This is a genomic window from Lacticaseibacillus casei DSM 20011 = JCM 1134 = ATCC 393, from assembly GCF_000829055.1.
Classification (GTDB): Bacteria; Bacillota; Bacilli; order Lactobacillales; family Lactobacillaceae; genus Lacticaseibacillus; species Lacticaseibacillus casei.
This window is the reverse complement of sequence record NZ_AP012544.1, coordinates 1896641-1913318: the sequence shown is the minus strand read 5'-3', so window position 1 is coordinate 1913318 and position 16678 is coordinate 1896641. Positions and strand designations below refer to the sequence as shown.

At 49.5% G+C, this 16678-nt stretch carries 9 protein-coding genes and 3 pseudogenes; 10 read left to right on the top strand and 2 right to left on the bottom strand.

Features of this window, described 5'->3' with window-relative positions:
- Positions 1 to 161: 161 nt before the first annotated feature.
- The gene (locus tag LBCZ_RS09375) at positions 162 to 1193 is read right to left on the bottom strand and encodes a branched-chain amino acid aminotransferase (RefSeq protein ID WP_025012889.1); all 1032 of its coding nucleotides are present in this window, start codon (positions 1191 to 1193) and stop codon (positions 162 to 164) included.
- Positions 1194 to 1662: 469 nt separating this feature from the next.
- Between LBCZ_RS09375 and glgB the strand changes: the two are divergent.
- The 6 genes and pseudogenes from glgB to LBCZ_RS09345 all read left to right on the top strand — a co-directional run.
- Positions 1663 to 3198: pseudogene (gene glgB / locus LBCZ_RS09370) on the top strand (1,4-alpha-glucan branching protein GlgB); the annotation flags it as partial.
- A pseudogene (locus tag LBCZ_RS09365) lies at positions 3176 to 3934 on the top strand (sugar phosphate nucleotidyltransferase); the annotation flags it as partial. The pseudogenes glgB and LBCZ_RS09365, both read left to right, overlap by 23 nt.
- Entirely contained in the window at positions 3931 to 5100 is a 1170-nt protein-coding gene (gene glgD, locus LBCZ_RS09360) for a glucose-1-phosphate adenylyltransferase subunit GlgD (RefSeq protein ID WP_039639228.1), read from the top strand. The pseudogene LBCZ_RS09365 and the gene glgD, both read left to right, overlap by 4 nt.
- A complete protein-coding gene (gene glgA, locus LBCZ_RS09355) occupies positions 5093 to 6538 on the top strand; it encodes a glycogen synthase GlgA (protein WP_025012886.1) in 1446 nt (481 codons plus the stop codon). Before glgD ends, glgA begins: the two co-directional genes overlap by 8 nt.
- Positions 6539 to 6687: 149 nt before the next feature.
- On the top strand, positions 6688 to 9105 hold the full coding sequence (locus LBCZ_RS09350; RefSeq protein ID WP_039639226.1) for a glycogen/starch/alpha-glucan phosphorylase: 2418 nt from the start codon (positions 6688 to 6690) through the stop codon (positions 9103 to 9105).
- A gap of 323 nt (positions 9106 to 9428) precedes the next feature.
- Positions 9429 to 11207: a glycoside hydrolase family 13 protein gene (locus LBCZ_RS09345; protein ID WP_039639224.1), complete on the top strand. Its 1779-nt coding sequence runs from the start codon at positions 9429 to 9431 to the stop codon at positions 11205 to 11207.
- 106 nt (positions 11208 to 11313) lie between these two features.
- Here LBCZ_RS09345 and LBCZ_RS09340 read toward each other — a convergent pair.
- Positions 11314 to 12241: pseudogene (locus LBCZ_RS09340) on the bottom strand (FAD:protein FMN transferase).
- A 249-nt stretch (positions 12242 to 12490) separates the two neighbouring features.
- Between LBCZ_RS09340 and LBCZ_RS09335 the strand changes: the two are divergent.
- The 4 genes from LBCZ_RS09335 (at position 12491) to tyrS (ending at position 16455) form a co-directional block, all read left to right on the top strand.
- A complete protein-coding gene (locus tag LBCZ_RS09335) occupies positions 12491 to 12850 on the top strand; it encodes an ArsR/SmtB family transcription factor (RefSeq protein WP_025012885.1) in 360 nt (119 codons plus the stop codon).
- 146 nt (positions 12851 to 12996) lie between these two features.
- Entirely contained in the window at positions 12997 to 13941 is a 945-nt protein-coding gene (locus LBCZ_RS09330; protein WP_025012884.1) for a cation diffusion facilitator family transporter, read from the top strand.
- 85 nt (positions 13942 to 14026) lie between these two features.
- Positions 14027 to 14800, top strand: coding sequence for an HAD hydrolase family protein (locus LBCZ_RS09325; protein ID WP_052253357.1), 774 nt, complete (start codon positions 14027 to 14029; stop codon positions 14798 to 14800).
- Positions 14801 to 15183: 383 nt separating this feature from the next.
- Positions 15184 to 16455, top strand: a complete 1272-nt coding sequence (gene tyrS / locus LBCZ_RS09320; protein WP_025012883.1) for a tyrosine--tRNA ligase — start codon at positions 15184 to 15186, stop codon at positions 16453 to 16455.
- The last annotated feature ends 223 nt before the right edge of the window (positions 16456 to 16678 follow it).

The window sequence follows — 16678 nt, the reverse complement described above, 5'->3', positions numbered from 1 at the left end:
AGCAGTGAAGTCATTGTTGGCGGTTTACCGCCTACAATGAGGCCGATCTTCGAGACCGCGTACTTTGCGGGCTCGAAGTCGTGCCCACTGCGTTCCAGACCCAGCTGGCCGGAGATTGCAGAGTTTGGCACGGCATGGTGACGAGAAAGTCAAAAACTCAGCTAGTCAACCGGCACGTCCACAATCCAACCTTCCGGAGCCGGGACATCCCCAAACTGGATGCCGGTCAGCTCATCGTAAATTTTCTTGGTGTAAGGACCGACTTCGGTTTCGGAATAGAAGACATGCTCATGGCCATTGTACGTGATGCTGGCAATTGGTGTAATGACCGCGGCAGTGCCACACGCGCCGGCTTCGCCAAATTGATCTAAGTCTGTAATGGCAATCTTGGTTTCCTCGGTCTTCATGCCGAACCGGTCGTGCGCCAGTGTCAAGATGGAGTACTTCGTGATACTTGGCAAAATCGAAGGAGACTTCGGCGTTTTCAAGGTTTTGCCGTCTTTAGAAATACCAAAAAAGTTAGCCGACCCGACTTCTTCGATATACTTATGCTCAATTGGATCCAAGTAGATCGCATCGCCATAGCCGTGTTCATGTGCAAACTTGCCGGCCTGCAAGGAAGCCGCATAGTTGCCGCCGACTTTAGCCTGGCCAGTACCATAATGGGCAGCGCGGTCATGCTGATCGGCAACAACAAACTTGGTCGGTACCATGCCGCCTTTAAAGTAAGGACCAACTGGCATGGCAAAGACGTCAAAAATGTATTCTTTTGCCGGTGCGACACCGATATTGGGACCAACCCCAATGAGCATTGGCCGCAAGTAAAGTGTGGCGCCGGTACCATATGGCGGCACGTAGTCATGGTTGGCAGCTACAACCTGTTTGACCGCGTCCACGAACTGGTCTTCAGGGAACGGTGGCATCAATAACTTTTCCGCAGAGTTATGTAGCCGATGGGCATTTTGATCCGGCCGGAAAAGTTGAATTTTTCCGGATTTGGTACGGTAAGCTTTGAGTCCTTCGAAGGCGCCTTGGCCATAATGCAGAATCGGGGAGCCTTCGTTGAGACTTAGATTTGGGTCAGTGGATAGGGTGCCTTCATCCCAGGCACCGTCCTTCCAGTGGGCAACATAGCGATACGGCAGTTGCATGTAATCAAATCCTAGGTTGTTCCAATCTATATCGACGCTCATCGTCATCCCTCCAGTGGTTGGGTGCTTAACTAGACCAGCAAATTTGGTCAGTTTGGTTAACATTGCGATTCCATTAAATAATATAGGCTCCATCTTAGGAGATTCTCACAAATAACTCAACCGAAAAAATTGTATTTACTGTTAATATCTGGCGTAAGCGGTTACAATTAGGTGCGTAAGGGGATTATATTCCTCTTGGCGGTAGCTAATCGTTTTATTTATAAAAGTGTTCAGGTGAGCGTTTCTTGAGCCTTTTGAATGTCTTGCTGTTACACTTGGGGCGATAGGGAATATTCGCGATACGTGATGAAGGTGAAGCAGGCCGAAGCATAACGCGTTCACCGGCGCAGGAACCTGTGTGTAAGGATCTCGTGCACAATGGCCTAAGCCCGGGCCAGTGCGCACGAGGCCGCTTTCACTCCGGTTTCTAAGCGCGCCGGCTCACGCTCACGTGATTGGGGGAGTGATCATGATCCAAGGATTAAAAGATTGGTTATATCTTTTCAACACAGGACAGGATTTTCAAAGTTACAACCGGTTTGGGGCCCATGAAGTGGAACCAGGTAAATGGTCATTCCTCGTTTGGGCGCCGCACGCCAAGCAGGTCCAGGTTGTCGGTGATTTTAACGATTGGCATGGCAGCCCGCTGAAGCTCCAAGGGCAAACCGGCTGTTGGTACGGTGAATTGTCTGCCCAGAAACATCAGTTATATAAGTACCAGATTGTTGGTCCGGACGGCGCGACCCACGAAAAGATCGATCCTTATGGCTTCGGTTTTGAACGTAAACCCGGCAGTGCTGCACGTTTGGTTGATATCCCCCGGATCACTTGGCATGACGATACCTGGCTGGCCAAGCGCAGCAAGTGGCGGCCGTATGACGAACCCTTGACGATTTACGAAGTGCACCTAGGATCGTTCATTCGCGACACCAATGCCGGCCCGGATGGCGGGTACATGACGTATCAGGACGCCATTGATAAGTTGATCCCGTATGTGAAGGATTTGGGCTACACCCACATCGAGTTTCTGCCATTAATGGAACACCCGCTAGATGCCTCATGGGGCTATCAGTTGATGGGCTATTTTGCCCCGACCAGCCGTTTCGGCGAACCCGAAGACTTTCTGCGATTCGTTGACGCTGCGCACGAAGCCGGGCTTGGCATCATCATGGACTGGGTGCCCGGGCATTTTATTAAAAATACCGATATGCTGGCACAATTCGACGGGACGCCGACCTTTGAATACACCGACCAGCACCGCGCCGAAAACGTTCGGTGGGGCACCTGGAATTTTGATTTGGGCAAGGCACAGGTTCAAAGCTTTTTAATTTCCAGCGCCATGTACTGGCTGGATCATTGTCACCTTGATGGGCTACGTGTCGATGCCGTTTCCAACATGCTGTACATGGATTATGACGCCGGCAAGGAAAATGACCGCAATCAATTTGGCGGCCGTGACAACCTCGAGGGCATTGCCTTTTTAAAGCGATTGAATACCAAAGTGTTCGCCAAGCATCCCGATGTGCTCATGATGGCCGAAGAAAGCTCGGCTTATCCAAAGGTATCGGCGCCGATCAACACCGGCGGCCTAGGCTTCAATTACAAGTGGAACATGGGCTGGATGAACGATACGCTCAAGTTCTTTGAAGAAGATCCGGTGTATCGTCACAGTGATATGAATTTATTGACGTTCTCATTCATGTATATGTACAACGAACAATTCGTCTTACCGTTTTCACATGATGAAGTGGTGCATGGGAAGAAGAGCCTGATGCACAAAATGCCAGGCGACCGGTACAATCAGTTCGCTAACTTACGCACCATGTACGTCTGGCAAACGACATTCCCCGGGAAAAAGCTATTATTCATGGGCAGCGAATGGGGACAGTTTCTCGAATGGCGCGACTGGAGCCAGCTCGAGTGGGTCGATTTGAAGGATCCGATGAATAAGAAGATGCAAGGCTTCACGAAGACGCTGAATCATTTATACACCGCCCGCCCAAGCCATGCTGGACTACCACAAAGCCAAGAAAGCATCCCTGACCGTGGCCGTCATGCCCGTCGCCAAAGACGAAGCAAAGCGTTTTGGCATTATGAACACCGATGACACTGACCGGATTATCGAATTTGAAGAAAAACCGGCCAAGCCAAAGAGCAACTTGGCGTCCATGGGGATCTACATCTTCAACTGGCCAACGCTCAAGCAATACCTGACCGAAAGTTATGCCACAGATGGGGCAATGGAAGACTTCGGTCATGACGTCATTCCGGCATATCTAACCCATAATGAAGCCAGTTATGCATATGCGTTTCGGGGTTACTGGAAGGATGTCGGGACGATTCAAAGTCTATGGGAAGCTAACATGGAGTTCCTGAATCCAAACAACCCACTCAACATCGGCAATCGCAACTGGCGCATTTTCAGCCAAAACGAAGCACTGCCACCGATGTTCCTGACCAAAACCGCCAAAGTTTCCGGCTCGATGATTGTGGACGGCTGCTATGTTGCCGGTGCCATTGAGCACAGCATCTTGAGCCAAAATGTCAAGATCGGTGAAGGTTCGGTTATTAAGGATAGTATGATCATGCCAAACGCTGTCATCGGTAAGAACGTCACCGTCGATCAGGCGATTGTCGGCGAAAATGCGATCATTGGCGACAATGGCAAGGTTGTCGGAAAACCAAACGAAATTAGTGTTGTCGGTTACGGGGAAGTTTTAGGAAGGACTGAAAAAGAATGAGAAAAGGCGATTTAGCAGCAATCATTGATCTGAATGAAAAAGACGACCAAATTCAGCCATTGACGGCAGCCCGCCCGATCGGCACCCTGCCATTTGCAGGACGCTACCGGCTCATTGATTTTCCGCTGTCATCACTGGATCACGCGAATGTTCGCAGTGTGGCGATTTTCCTGCCTAAATCCGGGCGTAGTGTGACCGACCACATCCGCAGCGGGTCCACCTGGAACATGGATCAGATCACGGGCGGCATTTTCACGTATCCGTATATGGCCGGCCGCGATTACGAAGATCCGCAACTGCGGGCTCGTTATTATGACGACTATCTGCAATTTCTGCGTAAGAGCAGCGTCCAATACACGATCATTATGGGCACGCAAAATGTTGCCAATGTCGATGTGGACGCGATTGTGGCGTACCATCAAGCCGGTGAAAGTCCCGTCACCGCCGTTTACAAAAATTTACCCGAAACGGCGATGCAGCCTGAGGATCTCACGTTGGACATGACCGAATTGGGGACTGCCAGCTCAGTTGTGCCGGCCTCGGAAAACCGCGGTCACCTTAAAGAAGGTAAAATTCCGGCGTTCATGGACATTTACCTCATCGGCACCATTGACTTGATTGATTTACTGATCGACGCATCCGAAGCACCAACCTTCAAGCGCCTGCCGCAGATCATGCGCGAAGCCGTGTTGCAAAATAATGCCAATGCGTTTGAGTACACCGGCTTTTTGGCCAAACTCAATACATTTCAGCGTTACTATGATGCCAACATGAGTATGCTGGAGGATCAGAATTATCAGGCGTTGCTCTACAGTGCCAACTCGATTGAAACCAAGAATAAGAACGAAATTCCGACGTACTTCTCAACCGAATCAAAAGTGACGAACAGCTTGCTCGGCACCGGTGATTTCATTGAAGGTGACGTTAACCATTCGATCCTTTTCCGCAATGTCCACATTCATCGGGATGCGCTGGTTGATCACAGCATCGTCATGCAAGGCAGCAAGGTTGGCACTGGCTCCAGCGTGAAGTATGCGATTCTGGACAATGGCGTGATCATCGGGCCGAATCTGGCTTTGGAAGGCACCCCGGAAGAACCGCTTGTATTCGCCAAGAATCAGAAAGTCTTTCAGCCAGATGGTAAGGGAGTGACGGCTCGTGCTTAAAGTTCTTTTTACTGCTGCAGAAAGTGCTCCGTTTTATAAAACCGGGGGCTTAGGTGATGTCACGTATGCCTTGCCAAAAGCGATTAAAAAGCAAGGCGTCGACATTCGGGTTGCCATTCCGTTTTACGAAAAGAAATTTCCGGCTAAGTATCTGCCTAAGGTTAAGAACCTGACGCACTTTACGATTGAAATGGGTGGTCGCCCGGTTTACGTGGGTCTTAAAACGATTAAGCTGGGGGATGTGACGTATTATCTGATCGATAACCGCCAGTATTTTGATCGCGATGGCCTGTATGGTTACTGGGATGATGGCGGCCGGTTCGGTTTTTTCCAGATGGCCGTGATCGAAATGCTGCAGGTCATTGAGTGGATTCCGGATATCATTCATGCCAACGACTGGCACACGGCGTTTATTCCGGTGCTGTTGAAGGAGAAGTATGGCTGGATTCGCCCGTATCAAAATATTAAAACTCAGTTGACCATCCATAATCTGCAGTTTCAGGGATGGTTCCCGCCATCAATTCTGGACACGGTCTTTCAAATTGGCCGCCAGAGTTTTAATGATGATGGGTTTGCCCAGGATGGTTCGGTCAACTGGCTTAAAGGCGGCATCAATTTTGCCGATTTAGTGTCAACGGTGAGTCCTAGTTATGCACAGGAAATTCAATCACCGGCGTTTGGCGAGCATTTGGATGGCACATTACGCAAACAAAGTGGTAAATTAGTCGGGATCCTGAATGGGATCGATGCGGAAATATATGATCCGGAAACCGATCCGCATCTGGCGTATCATTACAACGCCAAGAATTTAAAGGGCAAAGACAAGGACAAACGCGTTTTGCAAGAAGAGATGCATTTGCCGAAGCGGTCCGATCCGTTGTTTGCGATGGTCAGTCGGCTAACCCGGCAAAAAGGTGCCGATTTACTGGTTGACGCCTTGGAGAACTTCTTGGTGCAGAATAATGTCCAAGTTGTGATCTTGGGAACCGGCGATCGCGATCTTGAAGAAGATTTACTGTCGATGCAGGATCGCTTCCCGGGTCAGTTAGCCGTGCGGATTAATTTTGACGAAGCGATGGCGCAGCGGATTTATGCTGGGGCCGACTTCTTCATGATGCCGAGTGCGTTTGAACCCAGCGGCTTAGCGCAAATGATGGCGATGCGGTATGGAACGTTGCCAATCGTGCATGAAACCGGTGGACTGCGGGATTCGGTGACGCCGTATAACGCGGAAACCGGTGCCGGTAATGGCTTTAGTTTCTGGGAGTACAATGCTGGTGTCTTTGCGAAAATCTTACGAATGGCCAAAAATGTTTACGCGGATCAGCCTAAGGTTTATGCTCGACTGCAGCAACAAGCCATGGCCATGGATTTTGACTGGCATCATTCGGCGGCTGCGTATTTGAAGGGGTATGACCGAATTTTAGGTAAAGCATGAGGTGGCAATCAACGAGGTCGGGTCGAATCGCACGCAAAGCAGGTAAGACGATCAACGTCTAACCAAAAGTGGCGGAGATTTGATTGGACCTCGTTATTCATGTTTAGGCGAACGATTACGGTTGTTTATTTTGATGAGGTGTATATTTGATGTCATTAACGAAGGAACAATTCATCACGGAATTCAAAGATATGGCCTTGAAATTGTATGCGGCGCCGATTGAAGATCTGTCTTCGCAGCAACTTTATCAGGCGCTTGCGTTACTGACGCGGTCATATATCGCCCAGCCCTGGGCTAACACCAAGGAGCGTTATGACGAGGAAGAAACCAAACAGGTCTTTTATTTCTCGATCGAATTTTTACCGGGCCGTCTACTGCAATCAAATTTGCTGAATCTCGGGATTCTGGATGAAGTTGAAGCTGGCTTGGAGGAATTGGATCTGCATCCGCAAAAGATCTTTGCTGCGGAAGCGGATCCCGGCTTAGGTAACGGCGGGCTTGGCCGGCTGGCTTCGGCGTTTATGGATGCCATGGCCAGTGTTGGTATGGCCGGCAACGGGAATGGTATTCGCTATCAATATGGCTTGTTTAAGCAGGCGTTTGTGAATGGCTATCAGGTCGAATTGCCGGATGACTGGATGCGCAATGGTTTTCCTTGGGAGACCCGTAAGGAAAACCGCGCCGTCACCGTAAAGTTTGGTGGCTGGGTTGAGTTGCGGCCGAGTCGCAGCGGCCATTTGCGGGTGATTTATCATAATACCGATGATGTCTTGGCCGTGCCGTATGATGTGGCGATGGTTGGGTATCACAATGGTGTTGTCAATAATCTGCGGCTGTGGTCGGCTGAGGCCCCAATTAATGCCGGGCCGCATTTTACCTTGGAGCAGCGCGAACGGATTAATCAGATCACTCAGATTCTGTATCCGGATGACTCGGATAATGCTGGTAAGGAATTGCGGTTGCGGCAGGAATACTTCTTCACGAGTGCCGGCATTCAAAGTATTGTTCGTCATTATCGTCGGACTCACAACAGTATGGCCGGGTTTGCCGATCGAGTGGCGATTCATATTAACGATACCCACCCGGCGATGGCAATTCCTGAGTTGATGCGCGTGTTAATGGACGACGAGCATGTGGGCTGGGATGAAGCCTGGCGCATTACGCTCAAGGTGATGAGTTATACGAATCACACCTTGCTTTCCGAAGCATTGGAAGTCTGGCCGATTGACATGTTCAGCGGGTTGTTGCCGCGGATTTACCAGATTGTACAGGAAATCGATCGCCGCTTCCGGTTGGCCTTTGTGCCGCAATTTGGCCAGGCCATGATCGATCGCATTGCGCCGCTGGGTAACGGGCAGGTGCGCATGGCGTATCTGGCAACCATCGGCTCGCATGCGGTGAATGGGGTGGCGCCGATTCATAGTGAATTGTTGAAAAAAGATGTGCTGCATGATCTTTTCCAGATTTTCCCGGAGCGGTTTAACAATAAAACCAACGGCATTACGCCACGGCGCTGGATTCAAATCGGTGATCGGCCGCTGGCGCACTTGTTGGACAAGAAAATCGGAACGGCGTGGCGGCAGAATCCATTGGCGCTGCGCAAATTACATGATTACATTGACGACACGCGCTTTTTGGCCGATTTAAATGCGACCAAGGCGGAGAATAAGCGGGAACTGGCTAAATATATTGACCAAACTGTTCATGTGAAAGTTGATCCCGATGCCATTTTTGATGTGCAGATTAAACGGCTGCATGCTTACAAGCGCCAGTTACTGCATCTTTTAGGAATTCTGGACGCATACTTGGCAATTAAGCGTGGCGAGAAGCGACCGAAGCGGCTGCATATTTTTGGGGCAAAAGCTGCGCCTAGTTATGTGTATGCCAAGGAAATCATTAAGGTCATGAATGCGGTGGCTGATATGGTCGATAGTGATCCGGATGTCAGTCCTTATTTGCAGGTTGTCTTTTTGCCGAACTATGGCGTGTCGATGGCTGAAAAGATTATTCCGGCGGCGGATATTTCGGAGCAGATTTCGACGGCCGGCAAGGAAGCCAGCGGTACGAGTAACATGAAGCTGATGAGTGCCGGGGCGTTGACCTTGGCGACGCTGGATGGGGCTAATATCGAGATTAAGAATGCGGTTAGCGATGATAATATCGAGATCTTCGGGTTAACCGAAAAAGAGATTGCCGGGTACTATCAGCGCGGCGATTATCGGTCGCGGGACTTTTATGAAAAGGATCCGCGGTTGCATGCCGTGTTGGATATGCTCGTGAATGGGAAGATTCCGGGGATTGAGACGGAAGGCCGCGATATTTACAATGCTCTGTTGATGTACAATGATGAGTATTTTGTGCTGGCGGATTTTGAGAGTTATCTGGCGGCTAATGCGCGGTTGGATAAGCTTTATCAGCAGCCGGAGCTTTGGGCGAAGAAGGCGTTGGTTAATATTGCGGAGAGTGGCCGGTTCTCGGCGGACTTTACGGTTCAGCGGTATGGCCGCGAGATTTGGCATGTGGTTCCGCAAACGCCTGAGGATGATGGTAGTGACACTGAAGGATAAGTAGTATCGCAGTGGCAACTTGGCTTGGTGTGTGACAGTGATGTCTGCTACTCCGCGCCAAACTCCGCTATCTCCGGCCAGAGGGGGCTGGAACGTGGTGGGCACGACTTTGAGCCTCTGCAAAAAGCGCAGAGTCTCAAAGCTCGGCCTTGTACTACGCTGGGAAGATCGCCCAGCTAGTACAATTTCACCACTGAGCCCCCTCTGGCCTCCGATAGCTCCGCCTTGGCACTCTGCTTTAGTTGGAGTTGGTGCTGCGTTTAACTTCATCAACTAAGGCTAATGTCATAGCACTGCCATATTTTGTAAAGCAGGAGGTTCACATGTTTCAATTCGATTCATTTACCGAGCGGCGGCCGTTTGGGGCTGTTCGGGAGGGGACGCTGGTGCATTTTTCGGCTAAGGCTGATGGTGTTGTAACGCAGGCGTCGTTGGTGATTGCTGCGGATGGTCAGTGGGATCAGGCGCAGTCGTTGCCGATGACGCAGAGTCCGAATGGTTATACGGTTACTTTTACCCCGCCGTCTTCGGGGTTGTGGTTTTATCATTTTGAACTGCAAACCGATGAAGGCCGTCAGCGGTTTGGTGCGGTTGACGGCGGTTATGGTGGCTTGGGGCAGACTTATTCGGACAATGCGGATGTGGTTAGTTACCAGCTGACGGTGGTGCATGCGTTTGATCCCGTGCCGGCTTGGTACAAGAATGCTCGCTTTTACCATATTTTTGTGGATCGGTTTCAGAATGGCAACGCCGATGGGCATGTGAATGCTCCGAAAGCTAATTCATTTATCTATGGGCGGCAGTCGGATCGGCCGATGTATATTCGTGGGAATAACGGCGAAGTTCTGCGCTGGGATTTTTATGGCGGCAATTTGGCCGGGATTCAGCAAAAGTTGCCGCTGTTGGCCGCGCGTGGGATCAACGCGTTGTATCTCAGTCCGATTTTTCAGGCGCGTAGCAATCATCGTTATGACACCGGCGATTATTACGCGATTGATGAAGTCTTGGGTACGTTGCATGATTTTAAACAGTTTTTGGCAGCGGCGCATCGGCAGGGGATGCATGTTATTCTCGATGGTGTCTTTAACCATGTCGGTGCGGATAGTCGGTATTTCAATGCGGTGAATGAATACAATGATGTCGGGGCGGCCAACAGTTTGGATTCGCCGTATGCATCGTGGTTTTCGTTTAAGCGGTTTCCGGACGATTACAATAGCTGGTGGGGCGTGAAGGATCTGCCGGCCATTAATAAAGACAATCAGGATTTTCATAACTTTATTGCCGCCAAAAAGGATTCCGTGATCAGTTATTGGACGGATATGGGCGTTGATGGCTGGCGGTTGGATGTTGCTGACGAACTGACCGATGGCTTTATTCGGCAGATTCGAAGCACACTTGATCAGTTCCCGGACCGCGTTTTGATTGGCGAGGTGTGGGAAGATGCGTCTAATAAGCAGGCTTATGGGAAGCGCCGCCAGTATTTTGAAGGCGGTGAGCTGAATGCCGTGATGAACTACCCGTTGCGGTCGATGCTGATCGATTTTGTCGGTGGCAAGCTCAACGCGGCCGGTTTTGTTCGGCAATTGATGACGTTAAAAGAAAATTATCCGCCGAATGCGTTTGATTTTAACTTTAATAACATTGGTACCCACGATACGCCGCGGATTTTAACGGTTTTGAATGGCGACCGTCAGAAGCTGAAATTACTGGTTTCGCTTTTCTATTGGTTACCAGGGGTGCCGTGTCTGTATTACGGCGACGAAGCCGGGCTGACTGGAGGGAAGGATCCCGATAACCGTGCCTTTTATCCTTGGGGGCATGAAGATCAGGAGATTATGGATTTATATCAGATTGCGATCCAGACCCGCATCGATCAACCGGCATTGGCGGCTGATGCTGCGTTCTTTCCGTTTACTTTTGAGGACAGCTTCGGCTTTGTCCGTCAGAATGAAGAGCAGACGCTGGTGGTGTTGGCCAATCCAACCTGTTCGCCGCAAGCGTTGCAAGACGCCAATACCAAGCTAGTTCCGGCAAATCTGCGGTCATTGTTACCGGTGGGAACCATGGTGCCGCCGTGCAGCGTAATTTGGCAGGAACTTTAGGAGTCAGTTTAGGTTTTGATAACTGACACAAGCCGTAAAAAAAACAGCAACTCAGCGTTTTCGGCAGTTGGTTGCTGTTTTTGTGTTCTAGTGTTATATCAGCCCGCTATACCGTGATAGCTAGGGTTTCGCGTAGGCCGCTAGTCTGATAAACGCGGGTTTCTTTGGTGACGAAAATGGCTTCCTGACCTTCTGCCTCGATGGCGTCGTACCCTGCTGGAATGCCGGCGTAGAAGCCGATGGAGGACAATACATCGCCAAGGAGCCCATTATCGGCGATCACCGTGATGCTGGCCATGTTGGATTCAACCGGATAGCCTGTGTTAGGGTCAATTAAGTGGTGATACTCCTTGCCGGCAATTTTGGATTGGCGTTCAAAAATGCCGGTCGTGACCACTGCTTTTGGTTCGGTTGTCAGGGTCGCGATGCTGCGCTTTTCAGGATAGCGCGGATCGGCGATTGGCCACTGCCATAGCGGAATACCGCTGGCTGCTTTGCCGACCAGTCGTTGGTTGCCGCCTAAGTCAATCAGACCGCCTTCGACACCGGTTTTGTCCCACAAATCGTAAACCTGATCCACAATAAACCCTTTGGCAATCCCACCCAGATCAAGCGCCATACCTTCTTTAGGTAGAAAAACGGTTTGATTTTCCGAATCCAGTTCAACCAGATTCGGATCGGTTAAGGCTAAAGCAGCGCTGACTTCACTGGCCGATGGAATGCGGGCATCAGCAAAACCGATGCGCCACAGCTTAACAATCGGACCGATCAACGCATTATAACCAAGCCCGCTTGCTCCAGGCAATCGCTTGGGCAATGAGATTGAAGACCGGACGGACAGGGATGTGAACCGGCGTTTTACCGGCCTGATTGTTGATCATGACGAGCAGGGATTCTTCGTCATAAAGCGACAGTAAATGGGCATAAGCGCGAATCATGCTGACACTTTGATTCAGAAGTTCATTGGCGCCGTCTGTGTAAATGGTCAGCGTGTTATCCGCCCCTAAGCCGCGAAAGGTTGTGGTCGTTGTCATAGTGCACCTCCAAAGTTGTTGGTTGTTCTTGGTTACAGTATGAACGGTTTGCATATTTGTTGCAATCGTTACGGTTTCAGGTAATATTCGATGTGAATGGTAACGGATTCATCTGGGGTTCCATAATGCGTTCACCAGCCCGGAAACCTGCGTGTAAGTATCTTGGACGCAATTGGCCTAAGTCACTTCACTTACATTCCGGTTTCTAACCGGGCTGGCTCACGTTCATAGTGACATCACGAGGAGGAAATCATGGCGTACAGATCGGCACAACAGGAAGCGCTAAAAGAATTCAAGCAAGACATCGGTCATCTCAACGCATTGTCAAATACGAATCGTCAAAGGCTTATTATGATGCTTGGCGCCGCTAAGAATAACTCAGGCGTTAAGGTCAGTGATTTGGCCGATGCGATTGGGTTGTCACAACCGGCAACGTCACATCATTTGAAACGACTGAAGGACATCGGTATGGTCGCATCCCGGCATGAAGGGAATATGATTTATTACTACTTAACGTTAGACGACACCATTGCGCGGTTGGAACGTCTGGCCAGTGCGTTAAGGCGGCAGACGGAAGAATATGAGACAGGTGAATCACAGGATAGCTGAGAGGCTGATCCGCGATTTGGCGTGATGAATGTAAAAGTTTTGCAAGAAAACGCTTACGTAATTTAAAACAAATATTTTACGGTGGTACGGTCACATTGATGCTTTATAATAGTTATTAAATAGTCTATTCAACAAGGGGGATTAGCATGGATGCTGGCCGCAATATTTTAAAAGATGAACAGCGCCGATTTGCGCGGCTTAAAAGCGCCCAGCATGCCGCCGCGTTAAATTTATTTGTTTATGGCGGTTTGACGGTGGCTGAATTGTGGATTGCCCAGCTGGCCCATTCTCGAGCCTTGACCGCGGATGGGCTGAATAACCTGACGGGGGTGGCCTCGGCACTTATCTTGCTTTGGGGCTTACAAATTTCCCAACAGCGACCGGACAGCGAGCACCGTTTTGGCCACTGGCGGTTTCAAACAATTGCGACCTTGTTCTCCGGCTTGATTATGCTGGTGGTGGGCGCGGATGTTGTCTTGGATGGTTACCACGGCTTGCAGGCTTGGGCCCAGGGCAAAGTCCAGGTTCCGGGCATACTGGCGGTTTACGTGAGTCTGGCGGCCGGATTAGCCATGGGCGCCATCTCGTTAATGAATCATATTCGCGCCAAACAGCTGAATAGTAGTGTTTTGCGAACGGCGTCTAAGGACAGCTTCTCAGACGCTGCAACCAGCACAGGTACTTTGCTGGCCATATTGGGGGCCAAAGCCGGTTGGTTATGGCTTGATGGCGGTGCTGCGCTTGCTGTCGGGATTTTGATTTTGTATGCAGCTTGGACCATCTTGCGGGATGCCATTTTTGAACTGACAGATGGCTTTGACACCAAGAAAATTGCGGCGTATCGGCAAACGATTACCCAAGTACCCGGCGTCCTCGGCGTTCAAAGTATTGAAGCCCGGTACGCTGGCGATGCAGTTTTGCTCACGATTGGCATTCGGGTTGATCCCAAGATGACCGTTGCCGATTCTTATGAGTTAGGCGAGCAGGTTGAGCGGAAGCTGATGGATAAGTATGATATTCTCGACGCTGATGTCAAAACGTATCCGGCCGACTTGCCGCCGAATGATGCGCCGCAAGATCCGCAAAATTAATACGGCGATCAGAACGATACCAGTGGGTTGAAAAATAAATTTAAAGAATCATGTTTGAGAGCCTAGTGACTATAGGAGATTTGCTGTGAAGTTTATTTTTGATGTTGATGGAACGCTCAGTTTTGACGGACAAAAAATTGACCAACGTATTCTAATGTTGCTTGAACGGCTCAAAGAACGGCGTCATGAAGTCGTTTTTGCATCTGCACGACCGATCTGGGACCTCATTCCTATTGTGGGGCCTTTCGCTAATGATTCATTAATTGGCGGTAATGGTTCCATTGTCTCTCAACATGGGAAAATCACTTTTTGTCGAACAATCGACAATGATGATTATCAATACGTGAAAACGCTTATTGCAAAAGAAAAACTAGATTACATTGTTGATGGGTCATGGGATTATGCGGCATGCTTAAGTTCGGGTAGTCCCATTTTTAAACAGTTAGACCCAGGGCACTTGGCGCATAGACGCCCTTTAAAGGATATCCTACAGCCGATCAAGATTATCCTCCTAAATCTAACTGACCAACAGATGGTGCAGCTTTTTGACAGTCTGCAAACTGAGACATCGTTATCTATAGTGGCTTCTCTTGGTGAACATAACCTTGATTTAACCACTCGCGACGTAAATAAGTATACGACTGCACAATCACTGTTTCCTGGTGACTATGTGGCATTTGGTAACGACTCAAATGACCAGGCTTTATTGCTGCACGCTAAAATAAGTGTTTGGATCGGTTCGTTATTGACTGCTAAGCGCGCAGGCATCGATCATCCTGATCAGTGGTATCCTGCATCAAATGTGGGCGTTCTAAAAGCTATAGACGGATTGCTCAAAGACGAGTCTTTTAAAAATTAGGCAGATTGAGGAACGTGCTCAGCTTAGAATGTCTGGTCTGTACAAATCATGAACCTGTGGTAAAATTTGACATATCATTTACCAGTTGAGCCGCAGTAGTGGTGTTAAGTAGGCTTCAGAAAAACGGTGGTTGCTGCGAACCGTTGCGCTTAACAGCATGAATTACAACTCAAAAAATACTGGCCGCGGGTCATGCCGATATCCATGAGAGTGATGCATAGCATAATTTGGGTGGTACCGCGGTGAAAGTCGTCCCTGATCTTATTGATAAGATCAGGGACGACTTTTTTTGAGCGTGAGCCGGCTTCTGCACCAGCGAACGCGTTATGAAGAAGCGTAAACATTGCGGCTCGCGCACATGACAAATAGGAGGAAATCGACTGATGACAGAAATACAACGAGGTAAGATTTTAGACGAATTAAAATGGCGCGGAGCACTGAACCAACTGACAGATGAAGATGGCTTGCGCAAGCTGACCCAAGAGAAAGCGGTCAGTGTTTATTGTGGCACGGATCCGACCGGCGATTCATTGCATGTCGGCCATTTAATCCCGTTTATGATTCTCAAGCGTTTTCAGCTGATGGGTCACCGTCCAGTGATCGTTATCGGCGGTGGGACCGGCTCGATTGGTGATCCGTCCGGACGTAATTCCGAGCGGGTTTTGCAGACGATGGACACCATCGTCACCAATAAAAAGAAATTGACTGCCCAAATGGAGAATCTGTTTGGCACGGAAGATTTCCGGATTGTCGATAATTATGATTGGTTATCGAAAATCTCGATGCTGGACTTTTTGCGGGACTACGGGAAGCTATTTTCCGTCAATAACATGTTGAATAAGGAAGTTGTAGCCAGCCGTTTGGAAACCGGGATTTCATACACCGAGTTCACCTACCAGATTCTGCAGTCGGTTGATTTTCTGCATCTGTTCAAGCACGAAGACGTTCAGCTGCAAATTGGTGGTGCCGATCAGTGGGGCAACATCACAGCGGGGATTGACCTGATTCATCGGATCGAAGGCCCGGATGCCCGTGCTTACGGCCTCACGAATCCACTGATGCTCAAGGCGGATGGCACCAAGTTTGGTAAATCCGCAGGCGGAGCGGTTTGGCTTGATCCGGAAAAGACCTCGCCGTATGAGTTCTATCAATTCTGGTTCAACCAGGATGATGCCGATGTTGAAAAGTTCCTCAAGTTCTTCACGTTCCTGTCACGGGATGCCATTGCGGAATTGGTTGAAGCGACTAAAACGCATCCGGAAAAACGCGAAGCACAACGGGAATTGGCCCGTTCCGTTACGAAGTTTGTTCACGGCCAAAAAGCGGTGGATCAAGCCGAAAGCATCAGTGCCGCCCTTTTCTCCGGTGATGTCGCGGACTTAAGCGCGGAAGAAATCAAGCAGGGATTTAAGCAGTTTCCAACGGTGGAAGCGCCGAAAACTGCAGAGAATATCGTTACTTGGCTGGTAGATACCACTAAAATCGAACCGAGTCGTCGCCAGGCGCGTGAGGACATTCAGAACGGTGCGATCACAATTAACGGGACACGCCAACGCGAACTTGATTTTGAAGTTGATCCAAGCACCCATTTTGACGGTCAGTACGTCATTGTTCGGCGCGGGAAAAAGCGGTACTTCCTGGTTAAGATCAAATAAACGATGTCGTTGATGGTTGGGTCAACTAAGTAAACGCTGCCAACTAAAAAATTTACCAGAAAAAATTAAATGACAGGTACTGCAAAAAGTCAGGGATGAAGCCGCGCTTTGTCCCTGTTTTTTTGCATGCAAACGCGAAAATATAACTAGGACGTAAACTAATTATCAATATGATCATAAAATAATGTTGATTTAATTGCGAAAGTATTCTGATGGTAACGGC

Coding starts and splice junctions, on each gene's coding strand:
- LBCZ_RS09375 (WP_025012889.1), bottom strand. CDS start 1,193: ATGAGCGTCGATATAGATTGGAACAACCTAGGATTTGATTACATGCAA.
- glgD (WP_039639228.1), top strand. CDS start 3,931: ATGAGAAAAGGCGATTTAGCAGCAATCATTGATCTGAATGAAAAAGAC.
- LBCZ_RS09350 (WP_039639226.1), top strand. CDS start 6,688: ATGTCATTAACGAAGGAACAATTCATCACGGAATTCAAAGATATGGCC.
- LBCZ_RS09345 (WP_039639224.1), top strand. CDS start 9,429: ATGTTTCAATTCGATTCATTTACCGAGCGGCGGCCGTTTGGGGCTGTT.
- LBCZ_RS09330 (WP_025012884.1), top strand. CDS start 12,997: ATGGATGCTGGCCGCAATATTTTAAAAGATGAACAGCGCCGATTTGCG.
- tyrS (WP_025012883.1), top strand. CDS start 15,184: ATGACAGAAATACAACGAGGTAAGATTTTAGACGAATTAAAATGGCGC.